13 protein-coding genes and 1 pseudogene are annotated in these 23,981 nt (G+C 74.1%); 11 read left to right on the top strand and 3 right to left on the bottom strand.

The window, feature by feature from the left end; all coding sequences use genetic code 11:
• Positions 1 to 93 precede the first annotated feature (93 nt).
• From ACFVXG_RS01105 to ACFVXG_RS01065, 9 genes are all read left to right on the top strand, one after another.
• Positions 94 to 1,638, top strand: a complete 1,545-nt coding sequence (locus ACFVXG_RS01105) for a PhpK family radical SAM P-methyltransferase (protein WP_387923037.1) — start codon at positions 94 to 96, stop codon at positions 1,636 to 1,638.
• Positions 1,635 to 6,443, top strand: coding sequence for an amino acid adenylation domain-containing protein (locus ACFVXG_RS01100; RefSeq protein WP_387923035.1), 4,809 nt, complete (start codon positions 1,635 to 1,637; stop codon positions 6,441 to 6,443). Before ACFVXG_RS01105 ends, ACFVXG_RS01100 begins: the two co-directional genes overlap by 4 nt.
• The gene (locus ACFVXG_RS01095) at positions 6,440 to 10,390 is read left to right on the top strand and encodes an amino acid adenylation domain-containing protein (RefSeq protein WP_387923034.1); all 3,951 of its coding nucleotides are present in this window, start codon (positions 6,440 to 6,442) and stop codon (positions 10,388 to 10,390) included. Before ACFVXG_RS01100 ends, ACFVXG_RS01095 begins: the two co-directional genes overlap by 4 nt.
• Before the next feature lie 56 nt (positions 10,391 to 10,446).
• Positions 10,447 to 11,484 carry a guanitoxin biosynthesis L-enduracididine beta-hydroxylase GntD gene (gntD, locus tag ACFVXG_RS01090; protein ID WP_387923033.1) on the top strand — a complete coding sequence of 346 codons (1,038 nt, stop codon included), beginning with the start codon at positions 10,447 to 10,449 and terminating at the stop codon, positions 11,482 to 11,484.
• A gap of 1 nt (position 11,485) precedes the next feature.
• Positions 11,486 to 12,835 carry an MFS transporter gene (locus ACFVXG_RS01085; RefSeq protein WP_387923032.1) on the top strand — a complete coding sequence of 450 codons (1,350 nt, stop codon included), beginning with the start codon at positions 11,486 to 11,488 and terminating at the stop codon, positions 12,833 to 12,835.
• Between the two features lie 111 nt (positions 12,836 to 12,946).
• On the top strand, positions 12,947 to 15,331 hold the full coding sequence (locus ACFVXG_RS01080; RefSeq protein ID WP_387923030.1) for a lantibiotic dehydratase: 2,385 nt from the start codon (positions 12,947 to 12,949) through the stop codon (positions 15,329 to 15,331).
• Positions 15,328 to 17,895, top strand: coding sequence for a penicillin acylase family protein (locus tag ACFVXG_RS01075; RefSeq protein WP_387923028.1), 2,568 nt, complete (start codon positions 15,328 to 15,330; stop codon positions 17,893 to 17,895). Before ACFVXG_RS01080 ends, ACFVXG_RS01075 begins: the two co-directional genes overlap by 4 nt.
• Positions 17,892 to 18,407 (top strand): hypothetical protein, encoded by a 516-nt coding sequence (locus tag ACFVXG_RS01070; protein ID WP_387923026.1) that lies wholly within the window; start codon positions 17,892 to 17,894, stop codon positions 18,405 to 18,407. The genes ACFVXG_RS01075 and ACFVXG_RS01070 overlap by 4 nt, the downstream gene beginning before the upstream one ends.
• Positions 18,408 to 18,419: 12 nt before the next feature.
• On the top strand, positions 18,420 to 19,154 hold the full coding sequence (locus ACFVXG_RS01065) for a maleylpyruvate isomerase family mycothiol-dependent enzyme (RefSeq protein WP_387923024.1): 735 nt from the start codon (positions 18,420 to 18,422) through the stop codon (positions 19,152 to 19,154).
• 18 nt (positions 19,155 to 19,172) lie between these two features.
• Here the strand turns inward: ACFVXG_RS01065 and ACFVXG_RS01060 are convergent.
• Positions 19,173 to 19,346: pseudogene (locus ACFVXG_RS01060) on the bottom strand (TetR/AcrR family transcriptional regulator); the annotation flags it as partial.
• Between the two features lie 165 nt (positions 19,347 to 19,511).
• Here ACFVXG_RS01060 and ACFVXG_RS01055 point away from each other — a divergent pair.
• Positions 19,512 to 20,066, top strand: coding sequence for a hypothetical protein (locus ACFVXG_RS01055; RefSeq protein ID WP_387923023.1), 555 nt, complete (start codon positions 19,512 to 19,514; stop codon positions 20,064 to 20,066).
• A gap of 90 nt (positions 20,067 to 20,156) precedes the next feature.
• Here ACFVXG_RS01055 and ACFVXG_RS01050 read toward each other — a convergent pair whose 3' ends face one another.
• The gene (locus tag ACFVXG_RS01050; RefSeq protein ID WP_387923022.1) at positions 20,157 to 22,877 is read right to left on the bottom strand and encodes a beta-L-arabinofuranosidase domain-containing protein; all 2,721 of its coding nucleotides are present in this window, start codon (positions 22,875 to 22,877) and stop codon (positions 20,157 to 20,159) included.
• 304 nt (positions 22,878 to 23,181) lie between these two features.
• On the opposite strand from ACFVXG_RS01050, the gene ACFVXG_RS01045 reads away from it, so the two are divergent.
• Positions 23,182 to 23,538 (top strand): AbfB domain-containing protein, encoded by a 357-nt coding sequence (locus ACFVXG_RS01045; protein ID WP_387923020.1) that lies wholly within the window; start codon positions 23,182 to 23,184, stop codon positions 23,536 to 23,538.
• Between the two features lie 70 nt (positions 23,539 to 23,608).
• Here ACFVXG_RS01045 and ACFVXG_RS01040 read toward each other — a convergent pair whose 3' ends face one another.
• Complete coding sequence (locus ACFVXG_RS01040) at positions 23,609 to 23,950, bottom strand: hypothetical protein (RefSeq protein ID WP_387923018.1); 342 nt, start codon at positions 23,948 to 23,950, stop codon at positions 23,609 to 23,611.
• Between the last annotated feature and the right edge of the window lie 31 nt (positions 23,951 to 23,981).

Below are 23,981 nucleotides of genomic sequence, written 5' to 3'. Positions count from 1 at the left end.
GCGCGCCCGCACCACTTCTCCGCGCGCCACGCCGCACCGCCCTGCCCTGTCCCACCTCCACGCCTGCCCGGACACGCGAAAGGGGCTGCCGTCATGAACGCTGCCGGCGACCTGGACTGCATCCTGATCGGCCCGCACGAACTCGACTTCGACGACTACGAGGCAAGCCTGCGCGCGATGGGCGAGGAATCGATCGCCTACCGTGTCCTCAAGGCCAACTCCACCGTCCTGGACGGGCGGCGGATGACCTACTACGACATGCTCAACCGGCTGCTGCCGGACAGCCGGGGGGAACCCGGCGACCTGCACGTGTGCAAGCTGCCGAGCCTGGCCATCGGCCACCTCAAGACCGCCCTGACCAGGGCCGGACTGGTCACCGAGGAGGTCAACTTCTTCACCTGGGAGCGCGACCGCCTGGTCGAGCTGCTCGCCCGCCGCCCCCGCGCGGTGGCGATCACCAGCACCTTCTACGTCGACAACGCCGCGCTGACCGAGATCGTCGGGTTCGTCCGCGAGCACGACCCCGACATCCCGGTGATCATCGGTGGACCGCACATCCTCAACATCCACAACGGCTACGACGCCGAGGCCCAGGACTTCGTCTACCGCGAGATCGGCGCCGACATCTACGTCTGCGACTCCCAGGGCGAGTCCACCCTCGCCCAGGCGCTGCGCGCGCTGCGCACCGGCCGGGCCGGCCTCGCCCTGGTGCCGAACCTGGCCTACACCACGAACGGGCACGACTTCACCCGCACCGGCCGGGTGGTCGAGGACAATCCCATCGAGGACAGCGTCGTCGACTGGTCGCTGTTCGACCCGGGGTTCTACGCGCCCACCGTCCAGCTGCGCACCGCGCGCAGCTGCGCCTATGCCTGCGCCTTCTGCCAGTACCCCCAGCTGGGGGGGCCGTTGAGCCTCAATTCGATCGAGCACGTGGAAGCGCAGCTGCGGCACTTCGCCGAAGTCGGCGTGAAGAACGTGGTGTTCATCGACGACACCTTCAACGTGCCGTTCCCGCGCTTCAAGAAGCTGCTCCGCATGATGATCAAGAACCGCTTCGACTTCAACTGGTTCTCGTTCTTCCGGTGCGCGAACTCCGACGCGGAAGCCTTCGACCTGATGGCCGAGAGCGGCTGCAAAGGCGTCTTCCTGGGCCTGGAGTCAGGCGACGACCGGATCCTCAAGAACATGAACAAATCGGCGAGTTCGGAGAAGTACCGGCGCGGAATCGGCGCCCTCACCGAACGCGGGATCCTCACCTTCGCGTCCCTGATCGTCGGATTCCCGGGCGAGACCGCGGACTCCGTCGCCCGCACCATGGACTTCATCGCGGACACCGCCCCGACCTTCTACCGGGCCGAGATGTACTACCACTACCCGGCCGTGCCCATCGCCCAGCAGGCGGACAAGTACGGCCTGAGGGGCACCGGCTACCACTGGCGGCACGACACCATGGACGCCGAACAGGCCTGCGCCGCGGTCGAGCACATGTACCGGACCATCGACAGCTCCCTGATCATGCCCGGGTACATGTTCGACTTCTGGTCGATCCCCTACCTGATGGGCCAGGGCATGGAGGTCGAGCACCTCACCGCCTTCGTCCGCCGGGCCGGCGAGGGCCTGGTGGGGGCACTGTGAGCGACCTCCAGGCGCGGATCGCCGCGCTCCCCGCCGACAAGCGAGCCAGGCTGGAGGAACAGCTCAAGCTACGGAGCACCCCCGGCCGCGCGCCCGACCCGATCACCCCCCGGGCGGACCGGGACGCGCCCGTCCCGCTCTCCTGGACCCAGCAACGGGCCTGGATCCTCAGCCAGCTGGGCAGCCCGTACAACCCGCCCTGCGTGATCGAGGTGGACGGCGTGCTCGACCTCGCGGCCCTGCGGGACACCTTCACCGACGTCCTGGCCCGGCACGAGGCGCTGCGCACCGTGATCGAGGCCCACGAGGGCACCGCGCGCCAGCGCGTCCTGCCGCCGGCACCGGTGCCCATGCCGGTGCGCGACCTCGGCGGCCTCCCGCCGGAGGAGCAGGAGCGGATCGTCGCCGAGCTGGCCCGCGCTGAGAGCCGGCGCGGCTTCGACCTCGGGCGCGACCAGATGCTCCGGGTCGTCCTGGTGCGCCTGGGTGAGCAGCGGCACCTGCTGCTGCTCACCATCCACCACATCGCGATGGACGCCTGGGCGATCGGCGTGCTGGTCCGCGAGGTCGGCGCGCTGTACGCGGCGCGCAGCGCCGGACAGCCCTCACCGCTGCACGAACTACCCATCCAGTACGCGGACTTCGCCCTCTGGCAGCGCGAGCACCTGCAGGGTGAACGGCTCGCCGAACAGCTCGACCACTGGCGCGCGCACCTCGGCGACCCCCCGCCCCCGCTCGTCCTGCCGACCGACTTCACCCCGCCCGACGGCCCGGGCGCGGACGGCGCCACCCACGAGGTCGCGCTGCCCGAGGAGCTCGCCACCCGGATCAAGGAGCTCGCCGACCGGGAGGGCGCGACCGTCTTCATGACGATGCTCGCCGCCTTCGCGGCGCTGCTGCACCGCTGGACCGGGCAGCAGGAGCTGGTCCTCGGCTCGACCATCGCCAACCGCACTCCGCCGGAGACCGAGGCGCTGATCGCCTGCTTCGTCAACACCGTCGCGCTGCGCGCGGACGTCTCCGGGGACCTGCCCTTCGACCGGCTGCTGGCGCGGGTGAAGGAGGCCGTCCTCGGCGGTTTCGAGCACCAGGAGCTGCCGTTCGAGAAACTGGTCCAGGAACTCGCGGGCGAGCGGGACCCGGCGCAGCTGCCGATCGTCCGCGCCGTGCTCAACTACGACAACACCACCCGGCGTCCGCTGGAGTACGCCGGACTGCGCCTGGCCGTCCGCCCGGTGCCCCAGGACGTCGTGCACTTCGACCTGGTGGTGACCATCACCCCCGCCGACGGCGGGCTGCTCGCCACCTGGGAGTACAACACCGACCTGTTCACGGGGGAGACGGTCGCCCGGCTGGCCGCCGGCTGGCGCAGCGTGCTGGAACAGGTCACCGAGCGGCCCCGGGCCGCCGTCGACGAGCTGCGGATCCTCGCCGCGGCGGACCGCCACCGGCTGGAGGCGTGGAACGACACCGCCGTGCCGGTGCCCGACACCACCGTCCACCGGCTCTTCGAGGAACGCGCGGCGGCCACCCCGGACGCCGAGGCCGTGGTGCTCGGAACCGAGGCGCTGAGCTACGCCGAGCTGAACGCCCGGGCCGACCTCCTGGCGGCGGAGCTGCGCGCCCTCGGCGTCCGCCCGGGCGTCCTGGTCGGCATCCTTGTGGACCGCTCCTTCGCCCTGCCGGAGGCCGTCCTCGCGGTGCTCAAGGCGGGCGGGGCGTACGTCCCGCTCGACCCGGACTACCCGGCGGACCGGGTGGCGTTCATGCTCCAGGACGCGGCGGTGGGCGTCCTGGTGACGACCTCGGCGCTGCGCGAGCAGCTTGCCGGACAGGTCCTGCCCGCCCTGGCGGCGGACGGGCGCGGAGCCCCGCGGCTGCTCGTCCTGGACGTCGAGCGGCCCCGGCCGGAAGCCGACCCGGCCGGCCCGCGGCCCGACGAGGCCGACCCGACGGACCTCGCCTACGTCATCTACACCTCCGGCTCCACCGGCCGCCCCAAGGGCGCGCTCACCGAGCACCGGGCCCTGGTCAACTACGCGCTGGGCGCGGTCGAGGCCTTCGGGCTGACCGCCACCGACCGGGTCCTCCAGTTCGCCTCGCCCGGGTTCGATGTGCTGGTCGAGGAGCTGTTCCCGACCTGGCTGGCCGGGGCGACGCTGGTGATGGTGCCCGAACGCGTCCTCGGCGGCGGGGAACTGGTCCGGCTGATCGAGACCCAGCGGCTGACCGCCTTCGAACTGCCCACCTCGCTCTGGCACGAGTGGGTGCACACCCTCGCCGAGGAGCGGACGGTCCTGCCGCCCAGCCTGCGGCTGGTGATCGTCGGCGGCGAACGGATCCTGCCCGACCGGCTGCGGGCCTGGCGCCGCACGGGTGTCGAGCTGGTGCACGTCTTCGGGCTGACCGAGACCACCGTCACCACGACCGCCTACCGGGTGCCGCCACTGGCGGCGGGCCCTGACGGTGCTCCGGCCGACACCCCCGACGACGGCCTGGACGAGCGGCTGGCGCAGAACCTGCCGATCGGCCGCCCGTGGCCCAACATGACCGTCCACGTGCTGGACGCGCGGCAGCGCCCCGTCCCGCCCGGAGTGCCCGGCGAGCTGTACATCGGCGGGGCGAGCGTGGCCCGTGGTTACCTCAACCGCCCGGAGCTGACCGAACAGCGCTTCCTGCCCGACCCGTTCGGCCCCGCCACCGCCCGCCTCTACCGCACCGGGGACCTGGTGCGCCGACTGGACACCGGCGATCTGCAGTTCCTCGGCCGCCTGGACACCCAGGTCAAGGTCCGCGGCCACCGGATCGAGCCCGCCGAGATCGAGGCCGCGCTGGCCCGCCACCCGGACGTGCGGGACGTCGCCGTGGTGGCCCGCGAGGACACCCCCGGCGACCGCCGGCTGGTCGCCTACCTGGTGCCGCCGGCCGGCCGCGAGCCCGGCACCGGGGAGCTGCGCCGCTTCCTGGAGGACGCGCTTCCCGCCCCGCTCGTCCCGTCCGCCTTCGTCCTGCTCGACGCCCTGCCGACCACCGCGCACGGCAAGCTGGACCGTGCTGCCCTGCCCGCCCCCGACGGGGCCCGGCCGCAGCTGACCGAGGAGTTCACCGCCCCCGCCGAGGGCATCGAGCAGACCCTCGCCCGGATCTGGGCCGAGGTGATCGGCGTCGACCGGGTCGGCGTGCACGACAACTTCTTCGAGATCGGCGGCGACTCCATCCTCAGCATCCAGATCGCCGCCCGGGCCCAGGCCGCCGGGCTGCGGATCGGCGCGATGGACGTCTTCCGGCACCCGACGATCCACCAGCTGGCCCCGACCGTGGGCACCGGCGACCCGGACACCGGCGACCTGACCCCGGTCAGCGGACCGACCCCGCTGCTGCCGCTCCAGCAGTGGTTCTTCGACCGGCGGCTGCCCGCCCCGCAGCACTGGAACATGGCGGTGCTGCTCGAACTGCGCCGCCCGTACGGCGAGGACCTGCTGCGGCAGGCCCTCGACCGCCTGCTGGAGCACCACGACGGGCTGCGCCAGCGCTTCGCCGCCGACGACGGGCCGCACGGCCCGGGCCCGGGGCGCTCGTGGATCGCCGACCCCGACCGGGGCGAACCGGGCCGGGGCGTGCCCTTGGAGGTGCACGACCTCTCCGCGGTCCCGGCCGGACGCCGCGCCGAGGAGCTGGCCGACCTGGCCGGCGCCGTCCAGCGCGGCCTCGACCTCGCCGTCGGTCCGCTGGTGCGCGCCGCGCTGTTCCGGCTCGGCGGCGCGGAGCCGCCGCGCCTGCTGGTCGCCGCCCACCACCTGGTGGTCGACGCGGTGTCCTGGCGGATCCTGCTGGAGGACTTCGCGGCGATCTGCGAGGCGCTGCGCACCGGTGCACCGGTCCGGCTCCCGCCGAAGACCACCTCGGTGCCGGACTGGGCACGCCGGCTGGAGGAGTACGCCGGATCCGCCGCCCTGACCGCGCAGGCCGGGCACTGGCGGGAGCTGCTGGACACCGCCCCCGACCCCCTCCCGGTCGACTTCGACCGGGCCCGGGGCGAGGACACCGTCGCCCTGGCGGCCACCCACGCCACCGAACTGGACGCCGAGCGGACCGAGGCGCTGCTGCGCGAGGCCCCCGCGGCCTACCGCACCCGGATCGACGAACTGCTGCTGACGGCGCTGGCCCGGGCCCTGCACCGCTGGACCGGTGCCGCCGCGCACCTGGTGGAACTGGAGGGCCACGGGCGCCAGTCCACGCTCCCCGGCGTCGACCTCGCCCGCACCGTCGGCTGGTTCACCGCGGTGCACCCCGTCGCGCTGGAGGTCCGCGCCGGGGAGGGACCGGAGGAGCTGATCAAGCGGGTCAAGGAACGGCTGCGCTCCGTCCCCGACGCGGGCCTGGGCCACACCGTCCTGCGGCAGCGCGGCGCACTGGCCGACCGGCCCGCCGCGGAGATCGCGTTCAGCTACTTCGGCCAGTTCGACCAGCTCGTCCAGCCCGACGCGCCGCTCGCCCCGGCGGCCGAGGGCACCGGCGCCGCCGCCGACCCGCGCGGGCGCCGGCCGCACCTGCTGGAGGTCGCCGCGCAGATCCGCGACGGCCGGCTGCAGGTCTCCTGGACGTACGGGCAGCGGGTGCACCGCGCCACCACGGTCGAGCGGCTCGCCCGGGACTACCTGGACGAACTCACCGCCCTGATCGAGCACTGCCGCGGCGCCCGGGGCGGGTTCACCCCCTCAGACTTCCCGCAGTCCCGGCTGAGCCAGTCCGCCCTGGACGCCTTCATGAGCCGGCTCGCCAGCCGCCCCGAGGAGGACCGGTGAACACCAACGAGGCCATCGAGGACATCTACGAGCTCTCGCCGCTCCAGCAGGGCCTGCTGTTCCACAGCCTGGCCGGCACCGACCCGGAGATGTACCTGGCGCAGCGCAGTTACCGGCTGCACGGCGCGCTGGAGCCGCAGCGGCTCGCCCAGGCCTGGCGGGACGTCATCGCCCGGCACGCCGCCCTGCGCTCCTCCTTCCACTGGGACGAACTGGAGAAGCCGCTCCAGGTGGTGCACCGCACCGCCACCACCGACCTGGAGGTGCTCGACTGGCGTGGGCTGGCGCCCGCCGAGCAGCGCGAACGGCTCGACCGCTGCCTGCGCGACGACCGGGCCGCCGGGTTCGACCTGACCGCCGCGCCGCTGCTGCGGCTGACCCTGGTGCGGCTCGCCGACGAGGAGTTCCAGTTCGTCTGGACCCACCACATGATCCTGCTCGACGGCTGGTCGGTGCCGCTGGTGCTGCGGGAGATCTTCGTCCGCTACGCCGAACTGGAGCGGCCCGGCGCCCGCACCGCGCTGCCCCCGGTGCCCGCCTACGCGCGGTACATCGACTGGCTCCAGCGCCGGCCCGAGGCCGACGCCGAACGGTTCTGGCGCGGCGCGTTGGCCGGGGCGCCGGCGCCCGCCGCGCCGGAGCGCTCCGGGCCGGGCGCACCGGTACGGGTCGAGGTCGAGCAGCTGCGGTTGTCCGCGGAACTGACCGGAGCCCTGCAGCAGCTCGCGGCCCGGCAGCGGGTCACGCTGAACAGCGTCGTCCAGGCCGCCTGGGCGCTGCTGCTCGCCCGGCACTCGGGCGCCGCGGAAGCGGTCTTCGGGATGACCACCTCCGGCCGCCCGGCCGCGCTGCCCGGGGTCGAGTCGATGGTGGGACTGTTCATCAACACCGTCCCGCTGCGGATCCCGGTCCCGGACGGCGCGGAACCGGTCGGCGCCTGGCTGCGCGAGGTGCAGGAGCGCCAGGCCGCCGCGCGGGAGTACGAGTTCAGCTCACTGGCGCAGATCCGGCGGTGGGCCGGTGTTCCGGGCGGGCGGCCGCTCTACGACAGCATCGTGGTGTTCGAGAGCTACCCGGTGCCCGCCGACGTCCGGCTCGGGGTGAGCACCCTGCGGATCACCACCGACAGCTCGGTGGAGAAGACCAGCGAGCCGCTCACCCTGCTCGCCTCCCTCGAACCGGAGCTGACCCTGCGGCTGCAGTACCACCCGGAGCGCCACGAAGCCGCCACGATCACCCAGCTGGCCGCCCAACTGGCGACCGTACTTGAGCAGTTGACGATGCACGAGGACGGCACCACGGCCGACCTCCGGCTGATCACCGAGGCCGAGTACCGCCGGCAGCAGACCGGCTGGAACGACACCGCGCGCAGCTACCCCGGCCCGGACACCCTGCACGGGCTGGTCGAGGAACAGGCCCGGCGCACCCCGGAGGCCGTCGCCGTGCGCTCCGGCGAGGAACGGCTGCACTACGCCGAGCTCGACGCCCGCGCCGAGGAACGGGCTCGGGCGCTGCGAGCGGCCGGCGCGCGCCCGGGCACCGTGGTCGCGGTGTGCGGCGAACGCTCGCCCGAGCTGGTGGTCAGCCTGCTCGCCGTCCTCAAGTCCGGCGCCGCCTACCTCCCGCTGGACCCGCAGGCCCCGCCGGAGCGGCTGCGCCGGATCCTCGCGGACGCCCGGCCCGTCCTGGCGATCGCCGACGGCGCGCTCGACGCCTCCTGCCCCGTCCTCCCGATGGCCGGCGACCTGCCCGCCGCCACCCCCGGAGCGGCACCGGACCCCGCCCCGCCCACCGGGGCGGACCCCGCGTACGTGATCTACACCTCCGGCTCCACCGGCACCCCCAAGGGCGTGCCGATCCCGCACCGCGCCATCCGCAACCGGCTGCTCTGGATGCAGGAGGCCTTCCCGGTGGGCCCGCGGGACCGGGTGCTGCAGAAGACCCCGTACGACTTCGACGTGTCGGTGTGGGAGTTCTTCTGGCCCCTGCTCACCGGCGCCCAACTGGTGCTCGCCCGCCCGGGCGGCCACCGCGACCCCGGGTACCTGGTGCGCACCATCGCGCAGGAGGGCGTCACCGTCGCCCACTTCGTCCCGTCCATGCTCCGGCACTTCCTCGCCGAACCGGGCGCCGACGAACTGCCCGGCCTGCGGCAGGTGTTCTGCAGCGGCGAGGCGCTGGCGCCACAGCTGCGCGAGCGCTTCCTCGACCTGCTGCCCAAGACCGCCCTGCGGAACCTGTACGGACCGACCGAGGCGGCCGTCGACGTCACCTGGTGGGACTGCTGCACGCCCGGCCCGGGCGGCGCCGTCCCGATCGGGCGCCCCGTCGCCAACACCCGGATCCACCTGCTGGACCGGCACGGCCGGCCGGTGCCGGTCGGCGTGCCGGGCGAACTGTGCATCGCGGGCGTGCAGTTGGCCCCCGGCTACCTGAACCTCCCGGAGCTCACCGCCGACCGCTTCCACACCGTCGAGGGCCTCACCGCCGACCCGGGCACCGGCCGACCGCCGGAGCGGATCTACCGCAGCGGCGACCTGGCCCGACGGCTGCCCGACGGCACCCTGCAGTACCTGGGGCGGCTCGACCACCAGGTCAAGGTCCGCGGGGTGCGGATCGAACCCGGCGAGGTGGAGCACGCCCTCACCCGGCACCCCGGGGTCACCGCGGCCGCGGTCATCGCGCGCACCGACCCCGGCGCCGACGGCGAGGGGGGCGAGCCGCGCCTGATCGGGTACGCCGTGCCGGGTGAGCCGCGCCCGACCCCCGCCGAGCTGCGCGACCACCTCGCCCGGCTGCTGCCCGCCGCCCTCGTCCCGTCCGCGGTCGTGCTGCTCGACGCGCTGCCGGTGACCGCCAACGGCAAGCTCGACCGGGCCGCCCTGCCCGCGCCCGACCGGACCGCCCCGATCCGCCGGCCCCGGGCACTGCCGGGCGAGGCGGGGGAGGCGGGCGAGGCGGGGGAGGCGACCGCGCTCCAGCGTCGCATCGGTGAAGTCCTCGCCCGCGTCCTGGACGTACCCGGCGTCCACCCCGACGACGACTTCTTCGAGCTGGGCGGCGACTCCTTCCACGCCATCCGCGCGGTGCGCGAACTCCCCGGCGCCAGCGTGGAGCTGCTGTTCCGGCACCCCACCGCGCGCACCCTCGCCGCCGCGCTGGAGCACGCCGAGGAGGAGTCCGCCCGCCGCGACCGGCTGCTGCGGCTCACCCCGCGCCGCGACCGGCCCCGGCGGACCCTCGTCGGCGTGCCGTACGGCGGCGGCAACGCCATCGCCTTCCACCCGCTGGCCCGGCAGCTGCCGGACGGCACCGACGTCCGGGCGGTGCGGCTGCCCGGCCACGACCTGGGAGCCCCCGAACCGCTCCAGCCGCTGGAGTCCATCGCCGAGGAGGCCGCCGAGGAGATCCTGCGCACCGTCAGCGGACCGCTGGCGCTGTACGGGCACTGCATCGGCGTCGCGCTCACCGTCGAGCTGGCCGCCCGGCTGGAACGGGCCGGCCGCCCGGTCGACCGGGTGTTCCTCGGCGGGTCGTTCCCCTTCCCGTCCCGGCAGTTGCTCGGCGTCGACCTGGTGCGCCTGGTGCCGTTCCGGCGCCGGGAGAGCGACGAACAGGTGATGCGCTACCTGCAGTCGCTCGGCGGGTTCGAGGAGCTCATCGACGGCGAGGAGCTCGCCCACGTGATGACCGCCTTCCGGCACGACGGCCGCACCGCTCGCGAGTGGTTCACCCGGCGCCAGGCCGAGCCCGACACGGCCCGGCTGCGCGCCCCGATCACATTCGTGGCCGGCGAGTCCGACCCCGAGACCCGCAACCACCGGCGGCGCCACCGGGAATGGGAGCGGTTCAGCCCCGCGGTGGACCTGGCCGTCGTGCCCGGCGGCCACTACTTCGTCAAACACCAGGCCGCCGAGCTCGCCCGGGTCATCGAGGACCGCTGGTGACCCCCGGCCCGCACCCGACGCGGCCACGCGACACACAGAAAGGCACACGGACGGCCATGCACACCATGACCCTGTCGGCCGGCGACATCGCGGCGATCAACCCGCTCATCGACCGGGTACTGACCGACCACGACTCCGTCGAGGCCCCGGAGCTCGCCCGGGTCGCCCCCCTCCTCGCCCACGAACTGCCCCGCTCCGTCCGGGAGTTCCTGGCCGAGTTCCGGCTGGACGAGCCCTCCGGGGCCTGCGTCCTGTCCGGCTTCCCGGTCGACGACGACCGGATCGGCGACACTCCCGCGCACTGGCGCCGCTCGGCGACCGCGGTGCCGTCGCCCACGCTGCGCCAGGAGGTCTTCTTCCTCCTGTGCGCCAGCCTGCTCGGCGACCTGTTCGCCTGGTCGACCCAGCAGGACGGCCTGCTGATGCACGACGTCATGCCGATCAAGGGTCACGAGCAGGAGCAGCTCGGCTCGGGCAGCGAGCAGGTCCTCTGGTGGCACACCGAGGACGCCTTCCACCCCTTCAAGGGCGACTACGTCGCCCTGATGTGCCTGCGCAACCCCGACGCGGTCGCCACCACCCTGGCCGACGCCGCCCGGATCCGCTGGGCCGACCTCGACCTCGACACCCTGTTCGCCCCGCACTACACGATCCGCCCGGACGAGTCGCACCTGCCCAAGAACCGCGGCGACGACCAGGACGAGGACCCGGCCCGCGCGGCCCTCGTCGACGCCGGCTACCGGCGCATCACCGCCCTCAACGAGAACCCGCCGAGGGTGCCGCTGCTGACCGGCGACCGCAACGCGCCGTACATGTGCCTCGACCCGTACTTCATGGCCGCGGACGACCTCGAACCGACCGCCCGGAAGGCCTTCGAGGCCATGGTCGGGGCGATCGACGCCGCCCTGGAGGACGTCGTGCTGCGCCCCGGCGACTGCCTCTTCGTCGACAACCTGCGCGCCGTGCACGGCCGCAACCCCTTCCGCGCCCGGTTCGACGGCAAGGACCGCTGGCTCAAGCGGCTCAACGTCTCGCGCGACCTGCGGCGCTCCCGCGAAGCCCGGCTGGCCAGCTCGCACCGGGTGATCTTCTGAGATGACGACGTTCCTGCGGCTGTGGGCCGGCCAGTCGGTCTCGCTGGTCGGTTCCGCACTCACCAGCTTCGCGCTGGGCGTGTGGGTGTACCAGCGGACCGGCTCGGTCACCGGACTCGGCCTGGTCTACCTGCTCGTCTTCCTGCCCGCCATCCTGGTCTCGCCGTTCACCGGGGCCCTGGCCGACCGGCTCGACCGGCGGGTGCCGCTGATCGCCGCCGCCACCGGCGGGATCCTCTGCACCCTGGCCCTGGCCGCGCTCGCGGCGACCGACCAACTCCGCCCGTGGCACGTGTACCTCACCACCGCGGTCAGCTCGGTCCTGGGCGCACTCCAACTGCCCGCCTTCGGTGCCACCGTCGGGCTGCTCGTCCCGCAGCGGCACCTGGGCCGGGCCAACGGGCTGGTGATGCTCGCCCAGTCCGTCGCCCAGATCATCGGCCCGCTGGCCGGCGGGCTGCTGATCGGGGCGCTCGGACTGCGGACGCTGATCCTCGCGGACTGCGCGAGCTTCGTGCTCGCGCTGCTCTCCGTGCTCACCGTCCGCATCCCCCGGCCGCCGCGTCGCCCGGCCGCCGACCGGGGCGGGGAGGCACCGGCCGACCCGCGGTCCGCGGGCGCCCAGGCCCGGCGCTGGATCGCCGCCCGTCCCGGCCTGGTCGCGCTGCTGGCCTTCTACGCCGTGCTGAACTTCGCCGTCGGCTTCGTCGACGTCCTGATCACCCCCCTGGTGCTCGGCTTCGCGGGCACCGACGGGCTGGGCACGGTGCTCGCGGTCGGCGGGATCGGCATGGTGGTCGGCAGCGTGGTGATGACCCTGTGGGGCGGGCCGCGCCACCGCGTGCACGGGGTGCTCGGCTTCTCCGCCGTCCTCGGCGCGGCGCTGACAGTCGGCGCGCTGCGCGCCTCGGTGGTGTGGGTGGCCGCCGCGGCGTTCGGCTTCCTGTGCTGCTCGGCGCTGATCAACGCCAGCAACCGCAGCCTCTGGCAGGCCAAGGTCGACCCGGAGCTCCAGGGACGGGTAATCGCCCTGGAGAACATGGTCGCGACCGTCCCGCTGCCGCTCGCCTACCTGCTGGCCGGGCCGGTCACCGACCACGTGATGACCCCGCTGGTCTCCGGCGGGGGCGGGGCCGCCCACCTGGCGGCCGCGCTGGTCGGCGATCGGCCGGGTGCACCGATGGCCGCGCTGCTGCTGCTCTGCGGGCTGGTCGTGGTGGCCGCCGCGGGCGCCGGCTACCTGCACCCCCGGCTGCGCCGCGTCGACACCGAACTGCCGGACGCCCTGCCGGCGCCCTCCGACCCCGCCCCGCCGCACCCGCGGGCCGGGCGGGCCTCCGGGCGGGCCTGACCGGCGGGGCCCTCCCCGCCCTCCCCGCCCTCCCCGCCGGTCCCGACCGGTCCCACCTGGTCCCTCCCGCCCCCGAGCCGCCAGCCCCGAACCACGAACGGACGTGCCGCGATGACCGACCAGAGCGCACCGAGCGACCGGAGCGCGCCGACCGACCGCCACCTGGTGCCGCTGGACGGCACCGCCTGGGCCCTCTGGCAGGACGTCGCCCTGCGCAGCGCCGGCTTCCCCGCCGACGAGCTGGACCGGCTCCGCGACGGCGAACTCGCCGCGGCTGCCGACCGCGCGGGCGACTCGCCCGAGGCCGCCGGGCACTACCGGCAGGTCCACCGGGAGGCCACCGAGCGGCTGGGCGCGGCGATCCGGCACACCGCCGCCCAGCCCGCCTTCCGGGAGGCGGTCACCTGGCAGAACCCGAACCTCGTCGCGGTCTGTCTGGACAAGGCGGCCCGCGGTGAACCGCGCAACTTCCGCGGCCGCAGCCACGAACTGACCATCGCCCGCTACCTCCAGCGCTACACCCGCAAGAACGAGACGGTCGGTTTCTTCGGCCCGGTCGGCTGGGCGCACCTGGACCGGTCCGTCCCCGGGCTCACCGCGGACCCCGGACCGCGGCTGCTGCGCCGACGGACCACCTACTTCGAGGTCTGGGCCGTCGACGCGCTCGCCACCGCCCTCGGCGACCGCGCCGACGTCCAGCCCTGGCTGCGGCCGAGGCTTGCCCCCTCCTGCGGCCTCGCCGGCCGGGTGCTGCGGCTGCCGCTGCGCAAGCCGATCCGGCTGCCCGTCCCGGAGGCCCGGCTGCTCCGGCTCTGCGACGGCGTCCGGACCCTGCGGGAGGTGCTCGCGCTGGCGGGCCGCCCCGAGGTCCTCGGCGACCGGGCCACCGCCCACGCCGCGCTGCTGCGCCTGCGGCAGCTGGGCGCGGTGGAGCTGGACCTGCTCGGCCCGGTGCACGCGTGGCCCGAACGGCTGCTGCGGGAACGGCTGGAGGCGATCGGCGACCCGGTGACCCGCGCCGCGGCCCTGGCGCCGTTGGACGAGCTGATCGCGGCGCGGGACGCCGTCGACGCGGCCGCCGGGGACCCGGAGAAGCTGATGTCGGCGACCGACGCGCTGCGCGAGACGTTCGTCCGGCACACCGGCGTCGCCGCCGAACGCCGCCCCGGCCAGACCTACGCCGGACGCACCCTGGTCTACCAGGACACCGTGCGCGACGTCCGGGTCCGGCTCGGCCGACAGGTGCTGGACGCGGCCGCCGCCCCGCTGGGAGTGGTGCTGGACAGCGCGCGCTGGCTGACCGCCCGGGTCGCCGACCGCTACCACGAGCTGTTCCACCGGCTGTTCACCACCGCCCGGGCCCGTGCCGGCGCGGCGGACGACGGCACGGTGCCGCTGCCCCGGCTGCTCGCCGAGGCCACCCCCGAGCTGCTGACCGCCACCGCGCGCGAACTGCCGCCGCTGGTCGCCGGGGTCGTCGCGGAGTTCCAGCGGCGCTGGCTGGAGCTGCTGCGGGTGCCGGACGGCGTCCGCCACCACGGCGTGGCGGTCGAGGCGGTCGCCCGGGAGGCGGCCGCGCTCTTCCCGCCCGAGCCGGCCCGCTGGGCCAACGCCGTCCAGCACTCCCCGGACCTGATGATCGCCGCCGCGGACGCCGGGGCGGTCGACCGCGGCGACTTCCTGCTCGTCCTCGGGGAGCTCCACCTCGCGGTCAACACCCTGGAGAGCCGGATGTTCGTCGCGCAGCACGACGAGCCCGAACGGCTGCTGGCCGCGGCCGCGGCGGACGCCCGGGGCCGGCGCGTCTACGCCGTGCCGCGCCGCGGCTCCGCCTTCGTCACCTCCCGGCTGTCGCCCCCGACGGCCCTGCTCTCACCGGAGTTCACCTACTGGTGCGCCGGTGAGGCCGCCCTCGACCCGCCGGTCGCCCCGCTGGCCGGCGGCGACCTGGACGTCCTCCTCGACGGTGCACGCCTGGTGGTGCGGGTGCGCGGCCGGGAACACCCCCTCGACCTGCTGGAGGTGATCGGCGAACTGCTCACCGCGAGCGTCGCCAACGCCTTCCGCCCGCTGCCCGCCGCGCCGCACCGCCCGCGCGTCACCCTGGACCGGCTGGTGCTCTGCCGCGAGTCCTGGACGGTCGACCCGGCGGCGGCCGACTGGGCCCTCCGCAAGGACGAGGGCGAGCGCTTCGCGGCCGCCCGCGCCTGGGCCGCCCGGCACGGCGTCCCGGAGCGCGCCTTCGTCAAGCTGCCGGTCGAACTCAAGCCCGTGCTGGTCGACTTCGGCTCGCTGCCGCTGGTGAACTTGCTCGCCAAGGGCATCCGGCGCAGCGTCGAGGAGGCCCCCGGCGCCGCCGTCACGCTCACCGAGGCCCTGCCCGACGACGAGGGGCACTGGCTGCCCGACGCCCAGGACCGGCGCTACACCAGCGAACTGCGCATGGTCGCCGTCGACCGGCTGCCCGTCACCCCCAGCCACCGGAGCGCCGGATGAAGCCCGTACCCAAGGCCCTGAACGTCCTCTCCGCGGCCGTCGCCGGCGCCCTGCTGCTGTCCTTCCTGGCCCTCGGCGCCGGGCCGCTGCCCGCCCTCGGCACCGCCCTGGACCCGGGCGCGGGCGTCTGGAACGCCGCCGCCGACGCCCGGCCGGTACGCACCGAGACCCTGCACCTGCCGGGGCTGCACGGGCCGGTGACGGTCTCCTTCGACGCCGACGGGGTGCCCGCCGTCCACGCGGGCTCCGACGAGGACGGGTTCGCCGCCCAGGGCTACCTGCACGCGCGGTTCCGGGTCACCCAGCTGGACCTCGAACGCCGGATGGCCCAGGGGCGGCTCGCCGAACTGACCGGCCCCGCAGCGGTGGAGAGCGACACCTTCCAGCTGCAGAGCGGCCTGCTCCGCACGGCACAGGCCGAGTGGGCCGCCACCGCGCCCGACAGCCCCGCCGGACGCGCGCTGACCGCCTACAGCCGGGGGGTCAACGCCCAGCTGGAGGAGCGCCGGCGGAACGGCGACTGGCCCGCCGTGTTCGCCCTGGCCGGCGTCCACCCCGCCGACTGGACGCCGGTGGACAGCCTCTCCGTGCAGGCCCTGCTGACCCAGAACATGAGCTACGGCACCGGCCCGCTGGCGTACGCGCTGCTGCGCGACTCGCTCGGCGAGCAGCGGACCATGGACTGGTTCCCGGTGCTGCCGACCAACGACCAACGGCCGTACGACACCGGACCGTACCGCTCGCTCGGGCTGGACCCGCTGCCCGCCGCGGGGAACGCCAACGCGGCGGTCCCGGACGACGCGGCGGTCCCGGACAACGCCGGGGTCCCGGCCGCCCCCGTCCCGTCGGCCGCCGCCGGGACGGTCACCGCGGCGGCGGACATCCTCGACCGGTTCCGCAGACTGCCCGCCACCGGCATCGACGTCTACTCCCACAGCAACGCCTGGGCCGCCAACGGCCCCGCCGTGGCAGGCGCCAGGTCGATCCTGGCCGGTGACCCGCACCTCCAGCTGACGCTGCCCTCCTTCTGGTACCAGATGGCGCTGTCCTCGCCCGGCAACACCGTGACCGGTGCGAGCCTGGTCGCCCTGCCCGGGATCCTGATCGGCCGCAACGCCCACCTCTCCTGGACGATGACGGACGTGCAGAACCAGTCGACGCTCTTCTACGTCGAACGGACCGACCCGCAGCGCCCCGGCGAGTACTACTGGCAGGGCGCCTGGCGCCGGATGGAACAGGTGCACTACACCATCCCGGTCCGCGGCGGCAGCCCGGTGCCGCTCACCGTCGACCTGACGGTGCACGGGCCGGTGATGAACCAGGCCGGGCAGACCACCTCGGTGTCCTGGATGGGCAACTACCCCTCCGCCTCGCTCGCGGCGGTCCTCGCCATCAACAAGGCGGCCGGGCAGGACGGCTTCCGCGCCGCCCTGGCCGGCTGGCGGGCCCCCACGCTCAACTTCACCTACGCCGACGACCAGGGCAACATCGGCGTCCAGGCCGCCGGGTACTTCCCGCAGGTCAAGGCCGGGCAGCCGTGGTTCCCGCTGCCCGGCACGGGGGAGTACGACATCTCCGGCACCATCCCGGTGGCCGCCCTGCCCCAGGTGCACAACCCCGCCGGGCACGTCGTCGCCACGGCGAACCAGCGCCCCGTCACCGGCGACTACCCGTACTACGTCGGCACCACGATGGCCGCCTACGACGCCGGGTACCGCGCCCAGCGGATCTACCAGGCGCTGGAGACCCGCGGCGCCCCGCTGACCGCCGACGACTTCGCCGCGCTCCAGGGCGACGTCACCGACCCGCTCGCCGCCCAGCTGGTCCCAGCGCTGCGCACCGCCCTCCAGGGCACCGCGCTCGACCGGGTCCAGCAGGCGGCGCTCGACCAACTCGCCGGCTGGGACCACCGGATGGACACCTCCGCGGCCGGTGCCACCATCTGGTGGACCTTCTGGAGCGACTACCTGTCGGTGGTCTTCCAGCCCTGGTGGAACGAGGCCAAGGTGCCCGTCGACAAGGACAGCCCGAAGCTGGACATCACCCCGAGCCGTGGGAGCCTCGACCAGGACCTCCAGACCTGGACCCTGCAAGACCCCGGCAACCCGGCCTTCACCCCGCCCGGCGGCCCCCCGGGCGACGCACCCGCCGCCATGCGCACCGCCTTCACCCGGGCGGTCACCGAACTGACCGCCAAGCTCGGCGACGACCCTGCCGCGTGGCGGTGGGGGCGGGTGCACACCCGGGAGATCCCCTCGATGCTCGACGTCTCCGCCCTGGGGGACGGACCGACCCCGGCCGGCGGCGACCGGTTCACCGTCAACGCCGCCGAGGGCGGCCTGAACTCCTCGTTCGGGCCCAGTTGGCGGATGGTCGTCGCCTGGACCGGGGACGGCCGGGCGGACGCCCGCGCGATCTACCCCGGCGGGCAGAGCGAGAACCCGGAGTCCCCCTGGTACCGCACCTTCGGTGCGGACTGGTGGAACGGGCGGCTGCGCCCGCTCCGGACGGCCGAGGACGACGCCCCGTCCGTCGCGGTGTGGACCCTGGAGGAGGAACTGTGAGGGACGTGGACCGGGTCTCCCGGACGGCGGCGGAGTCGGGAGTGGCGGCGGAGTCGGGAGCGGCGAGGGAGCGGAGGGCCGGTGCCGCAGGACCGGCCGCGGAGTCCGGGCGGGACCGGCCCGGCGGGCGGTGGCGCCGGTACGCCGCGCTCACCGTCGGCGGCTCCCTGGCGGTGACCCTCGCGACCGTGGTCCAGTGGTGGTTCGCCCCCTTCGCCGTCGGCCTCGGACTCGGGCTGCTCACCGCCTGGAGGGGGAGCCCGGGGCGGGCCGGTCTGCGGGCCGCGTCGGCGATCACCGTCCTCGCCGGCACGGCGGGTTGGGCCGTGCCGCTGCTCCGGCGGGCGGCCGACGGCGAGCCGGTGGTCGGCACCGCGCGCACCACGGCGGCGCTGGCCGGGCTGCCGGCGCTGGGCTGGCTGCTGATCGGCGTCACGCTGCTGCTCGCCGCGGTGCAGGGCCTGGCGGGCCTGTGGCTGGGTCGGGCCGCGGCCGGGCTGCGCCGGGTCTGATAGAACGGGTCGGTGACTCAGACACCCTCCTTCGAAGACCTGTTGGCCCTGATCGAGGAGCGCTCGACGGCGCTGGGCGCGGCGGTCGCCGGGGCGCCGGATCCCGAGGTCCGAGTGCCCGGCTGCCCGGACTGGTCGCTGCGGCAGCTGGCCGAACACCTCACCGAGGTCCAGCACTTCTGGTCGGTCGCGGTGTCCGCCGGACCGGGCACGGAGCCGCCGGCGGACACCGCACCGCCGGTGCGGCTGGCCGAGGCCACCGGCGACCTGGTCGCCGCCCTGCGCAAGTCCGGCCCGGACGCGGGCTGTTGGGCCTGGTGGGAGTCGACCGCGGCGCCCCGGACGGCGGCCGCGGTGGCCCGCCACCAGGTCCAGGAGGCCGCCGTGCACGCCTACGACGCCCAGGCGGCCGTCGGCGCTCCGCAGCCGGTCCCCACGGCAGTGGCCCTGGACGGCATCGCCGAGTTCGTCGCGGTGACCCTCGGCTCCAGCGGCGCCTGGCCGCACCCCGCCGCCCGGATCGGGCTGCACACCGCCGAGGGGCCGTCCTGGCTGCTGGAGCTCGGCCACCGGGGTGTCCGCCCGCTCGGCGCCGACGCCGATGGCGCCGCCACCGACGCCGCCCTGCACGGTACGGCGAGCGAGCTGCTGCTCGCCCTGTACGTCCGCCTCCCGTGGGAGGGCCTGCGGGTGGAGGGCGACCGGGCGCTACTGGGCCACTTCCTGGAGTGGCCCTCGCTGGACTGACGTCGGTTGCCCGGGGCCTCACCGCCGGACGGTGAGGCCGTCCAGGGCGAGGCCGAGCAGGCGCTCGGCCTGCGGCCGGTTCTCGGTGCCCGCCGCGGTGAGGGCGATGCCTTCGAGGGCGGCGGCGAGGTCGCCGGCGCGGAAGTCGGCGCGGACCAGGCCGGCGGCCGTGCAGCCGTCGAGGAGGGTGGCGACGGCGGCCCGGGCTCACCGAGCTGCCTGAGCACCCTCGATCCGGCGTGCGACGGCTGGAGCGCCTCCTTGAGCTGCGAATCGCACCGGTTGTCGCGAAGCCTTGACACTGCGTCACAGGCTGAGAATTCTGGTGCTGTACTCCAGGGACGTGAGGGACACGGCATGCCATGGTTTGACGAGAGCGGGCGCCACCAGGGTTTCCCGGCGGCGGTGTTGGCGGACGGCAGCGAGCCGGCGCCGGTGCCGGACGGGCGCACCACCTGGTGGCTCTACAACGGTGCGGACGGCCCTCGGGCCGTTGCGGTGCGGGGCGGTTGCAGCTGCGGTTGGCGGGGGGAGCGGCTGCACCTGCTGGACTTCGGTGACGACGAGGCGACCGAGGCGGTGGGTGAGGCCACCGGGCCGTTCGCGGACTGGGAGTGGCACGTCGACCAGGCCGAGGGCGTGGTGCCGCGCGAGGTCGAGGAACTGGTCGCGGCGTTGGTGGATCAGATCTGCGACCTGGCGGAGAGCAGGCCGTACGCCGCCGCCCGTGCGGCCGCCCGGTTCGAGCGCGCCGCCGGTTCGACTGCGCTGCTGGCCGGCCGCAAGGCCCGCAGCAACATGATGACCTGGGAGTACATCGGCCGCGCCTTCGGCTGCGGGCCGGAGGAGGCGCTGGAGCGGTTCGGCGAGACCTTGGACGACGTCGACCGGGGTGATGAGGGCCATCTCTGAGGTGCCAGTACCTTCCGGTGGGGTGGGGCCCGCAGGTAGCCCGGTGGGTGGCAGGGCGGAACAGCTGCCCGGTCCATGGCGATCACCCGGTCAGCGGAAGCGCCACAGGTGGTCGGACGTACCGTTGTCGTCCCACAGGACGACCTGGGCTCCCTGGGAGGTCGACGCCCCGGAGACGCCGAGGACACGGCCGCTGACGGCGGACTGGATGCGGAAGGTGTCGCCGCCGCCGTGTCGCAGGCGCCACCGGTGGTCCGCCGCCCCGTTGTCGGTCCACTGGACGATCCTGGAGCCGTTGGCCGTGCCGCCGCCCTCCACGGCGAGCACCTTGCCGCTGTTGGAGTTCGTGAGCCGCAGGTAGCCTCCGGAGTCGACCACCGCGGTCCACAGGTGGTCCGCGGTGCCGGTGTCGCCCCACTGGATCACCTGAGCGCCGTCGGCGGTCGACATGGTGAGCACGCCGAGCAGGAGTCCGCTGCCCACGTTCTGGATGCGCCGGGTTCCGGTCGGGACGAACCACCAACGGCTGGTGGCCGAGCTGGTGTCCGGGACCTGCACGGCGAAGGCGCCCTGGGAGGTGGAGGCGCCGGCGATGCCGAGCAGCTTGGCGCTGTTGGCGTTCTGCAGGCCGTGCGAGCCGTCGGCCGTCTCGACGACGGTCCAGCGGTGGTCGGCGGTGCCGTTGTCCGACCACTGGAGCACCGGGGCGTCGTCGGCGGTGGACATGTTCTGCACGCCCAGGACCTTGCCGCTGTTGGCGTTGCGCAGCCGCAGCGCGGAGCCGTCGACCACGAGCCCCCAGTCGTGGTCGGCGGTGCCGTTGTCGCCCCACTGCAGGGCGGGCCCGCCGTCCGCGGTGGACATGTTCTGCACGCCGAGCACGAGCCCGCTGCCCGCGTTGAGCAGGCGGAATCCGGTGGTGCCCCTGGTGTTCCAGTAGACGGAGTAGTTGAAGCCCTGCGCGTCGTGGAACGGGCCGAGGTCGACGGGCGACCCGTTGGCGGTCGCCGTGAAGGAGAGGCCCGTGGTGCCCGTCCTGGCGATCGACGCCGGGTCGAGGACCGGGAGCGAGGCGAGGGCGGTGCTGCCGTAGTTGCCGCACAGCACGACCGGGCCGTAGGTGACCGCGGTGACGTCCGGGTTGTCGTTGGCGGCTCGGAGCGTGACCTGCATGGGCAGCTTGACGGTCACCGTGTCGCCGGAGGCCCAGGAGCGGGTGACGGTGGCGTAACTGCCCGGCGTGGTGGCGATGTTCTGCACTGTGCCGTTGACGCTCACGGTGGCACCGGATGTCCAGGCCGGAATGCGGATGCGCATCGACCAGGTGTCGCCGGCGCTGCCGGTGACCGTGAGCGTGGTGGTGTCGTCCGCGGGGTACGAGGTGCTCTGGCTGACCGTGAGGCCGCGCTCGGCCCAGGTGAGGACCGTGGGCACGAACAGGTTGACGATCAGGGTGGTGCCGTCGCGGAAGTAGACGGAGTCCGCCAGTTTGGTGTTGGACTCCATGCCGGTGCCCTGGCAGCACCAGAAGGAGTCGTAGTCGGTGCTCCAGGTGCCGCCGCCCCAGGCCGGGCCGACACCGCGGCGGCTGCCGGCCTGCAGCGGGGTGAAGTAGGTGACGTGCCCGTGCGGGTCGGCCGGGTTCTGCGCGCCGACCACGTGGTTGAGCAGGGCGCGCTCGTAGAAGTCGAAGTACCCGGCCTGGGTCGGGTCCAACTGCCAGAGCTCACGGGTGAGTTTGAGCATGTTGTACGAGTTGCAGAGCTCGCAGTTGTCGTTGGTCAGCTGGGAGGCGATCGCGTCGGGAGCGCGGAAGTGCTCGGCCTGGCTGTTGCCGCCGATGGCGTAGGTGTGCCTGCTGGTGCAGATGGACCAGGCCTGGGAGGCGATGGTGTGGTAGCGCGCCGTCCCGCCGGCCCGGTACTCGCGGACGGCTCCGATCCACTTCGGCACCTGGGTGTTGGCGTGCAGGCCGTTCAGCTGGTCCTGGCCGGCGGCCAGCGGGTCGAACACGGCGGCGTGGTCGAAGCGCTGGGCGACCGTCAGCCAGCGTGCGTCCCCGGTCTGCAGGTTGAGGTCGGCCAGGATCTCGTTCATGCCGCCGAACTCGGTGCCCATGAGCGCCTGCATCTGGCCCTGGGTGAGGCTGCCGGTGCGCCGGTCGACCCAGCCGGCCATGGCCAGCAGCACGTCCCGGGCCTGGGTGCTGCCCATCAGGCGCCACACGTCGAGCAGGCCGGCCATGGTCTTGTGGACGCAGTAGTAGGGCACGTTGCCGTTTCTGAGCGAGCCTGACTCCAGCTGGGCGAAGTCGTTCTCGGGGAAGCCCGAGAGGTAGCCGGGGGAGAACCCCGGGACGGCGTTGTTCGCCTGGCACTTGGCCAACTCGGCCACCATGTAGGTGGCCTTGTCGCGGCAGATGGTGTCACCCGTTCCCGCGTAGGCCTGGGCCCAGGCGCTGAGGAAGTGCCCCTGCACGTGGGTGCGGAACGGGAACGACGGGGCGTCCCAACCGCCGTTCGCGGTAGCGGCGTTGGTGGACAGCCGGTGGTTCGCGCGGAAGTTGTACAACAGACGGTCGACGTCGACGAAGCGCAGGTACGCCAGGGTGCGGTCCTGGTTGTCGCGCAACCGGCCGGCGGTGAGCCGGACCTGGCCGAGGTCGAACGGCTGCGTCGAGGAGCCGGCGGCCTCGGCGGCCTCGGCGGCTTTGGCGGCGGCCGGGGCGAGGCCGAGACCGACGGTCGGCGCGAGCGCCAGGACGCCGGTCGCCTTGAGCAGGCTGCGGCGGTTCAGGGGAGGGGAAGACATCGCTGGATCTGGTCCTTCCGGGTGGGGGAGGAGATCGACGCTGATCTGTTAGCGCTAACAACGTGCTTCGAAGGGTGTCGGGCCGGCAGGGCGGGTGGCGGGCGGTGGAGGTGGCGTCGAAGGGTCGCCGGGGCGCGAAGACCGCGAAATCCGACCTTTCGACAGGTGTCACGTTTATAGCCCCGGCGCCCGGACCCCGTCCAGAGGTGCGACAGGCCACCGATGTTGCCCGTGCCGGATGCCTCGGCGCCATATCGGCGGGTGGCGAGAGCGGGGAGCCGCTTGACGTGCGCCGCTCACCCCCTTGGGGTCCCGGTCCGCCCTCGCTCGCAATCGCCAACTGTTAGCGCTAACAGACCCCACTCTCCTCCCCACCCGTGCAGCGGACGCCATCTGGATCGTCCGCACCGGGCCGGCCAACAGCTCCTGCCTCACACTCGAGTCGTTCGCCAAGCCCGGCCGGTTCCTCCTGCACTACCTTGGTGCTGCACAGCGACGCCCAACAGGACGAGCACGGGCACGTGCAGGGCGGCCCAGGAGGCCGACAGGAAGACACCGAACCGGTCGCGGTTCGAGGGCGCGGCGTGCCGGGGGCCGGTGGAGAACGAGGAGGTGCTGGGCGTCGGCATGGCGGGAACCTCCGCAGCCTGGGACGGGTTGACTGTCCCAGTGAACTGCCGGTTCGTCGCCGCGATCCGTAGTCGGACTACGGCCCGTAGTCCGGCTACGGGTCAGATCAGCTGCACACCTGCCCGAGCGGCGAAGTCGCGCACTCCCGGAAGCCGGCGGTCGTACCGCAGCAGACCGATGGCGAGGTTACGGACGGCACCCCGCCGCACCTCTTGCGGGGCCGTCTCCTCGGCGGCGAGCAGGGCCCGATAGCACTGCTCGTACTTGCCCCACTGGTCGAAGGCGCGGGCCACGTCCGTGAAGAACCTGGCCTGCCGTTCGGCGGTCGGCAGCGCGGCCGGGTCGATCGCCCGGCCGGCGTCGTCGAGCTCGTAGTGCACCGACAGCTCGTGCAGTGCGACGCCCTGGACACCGTCCGCCCGGCCGGACCCACCCGCAGCCACGTCCGCGCCGAGAACGCCGACATCCGTGCCG

The sequence above is a fragment of the Kitasatospora sp. NPDC058162 genome, from assembly GCF_042884005.1.
Lineage (GTDB): Bacteria > Actinomycetota > Actinomycetes > Streptomycetales > Streptomycetaceae > Kitasatospora.
This window is presented reverse-complemented; position numbering and strand designations above follow the sequence as displayed.

Excerpts from the sequence above, each read along its gene's own strand:
- ACFVXG_RS01105 (WP_387923037.1), top strand. The coding sequence starts at position 94 with ATGAACGCTGCCGGCGACCTGGACTGCATCCTGATCGGCCCGCACGAA.
- gntD (WP_387923033.1), top strand. The coding sequence starts at position 10,447 with ATGCACACCATGACCCTGTCGGCCGGCGACATCGCGGCGATCAACCCG.
- ACFVXG_RS01085 (WP_387923032.1), top strand. The coding sequence starts at position 11,486 with ATGACGACGTTCCTGCGGCTGTGGGCCGGCCAGTCGGTCTCGCTGGTC.
- ACFVXG_RS01080 (WP_387923030.1), top strand. The coding sequence starts at position 12,947 with ATGACCGACCAGAGCGCACCGAGCGACCGGAGCGCGCCGACCGACCGC.
- ACFVXG_RS01075 (WP_387923028.1), top strand. The coding sequence starts at position 15,328 with ATGAAGCCCGTACCCAAGGCCCTGAACGTCCTCTCCGCGGCCGTCGCC.
- ACFVXG_RS01055 (WP_387923023.1), top strand. The coding sequence starts at position 19,512 with ATGCCATGGTTTGACGAGAGCGGGCGCCACCAGGGTTTCCCGGCGGCG.
- ACFVXG_RS01050 (WP_387923022.1), bottom strand. The coding sequence starts at position 22,877 with ATGTCTTCCCCTCCCCTGAACCGCCGCAGCCTGCTCAAGGCGACCGGC.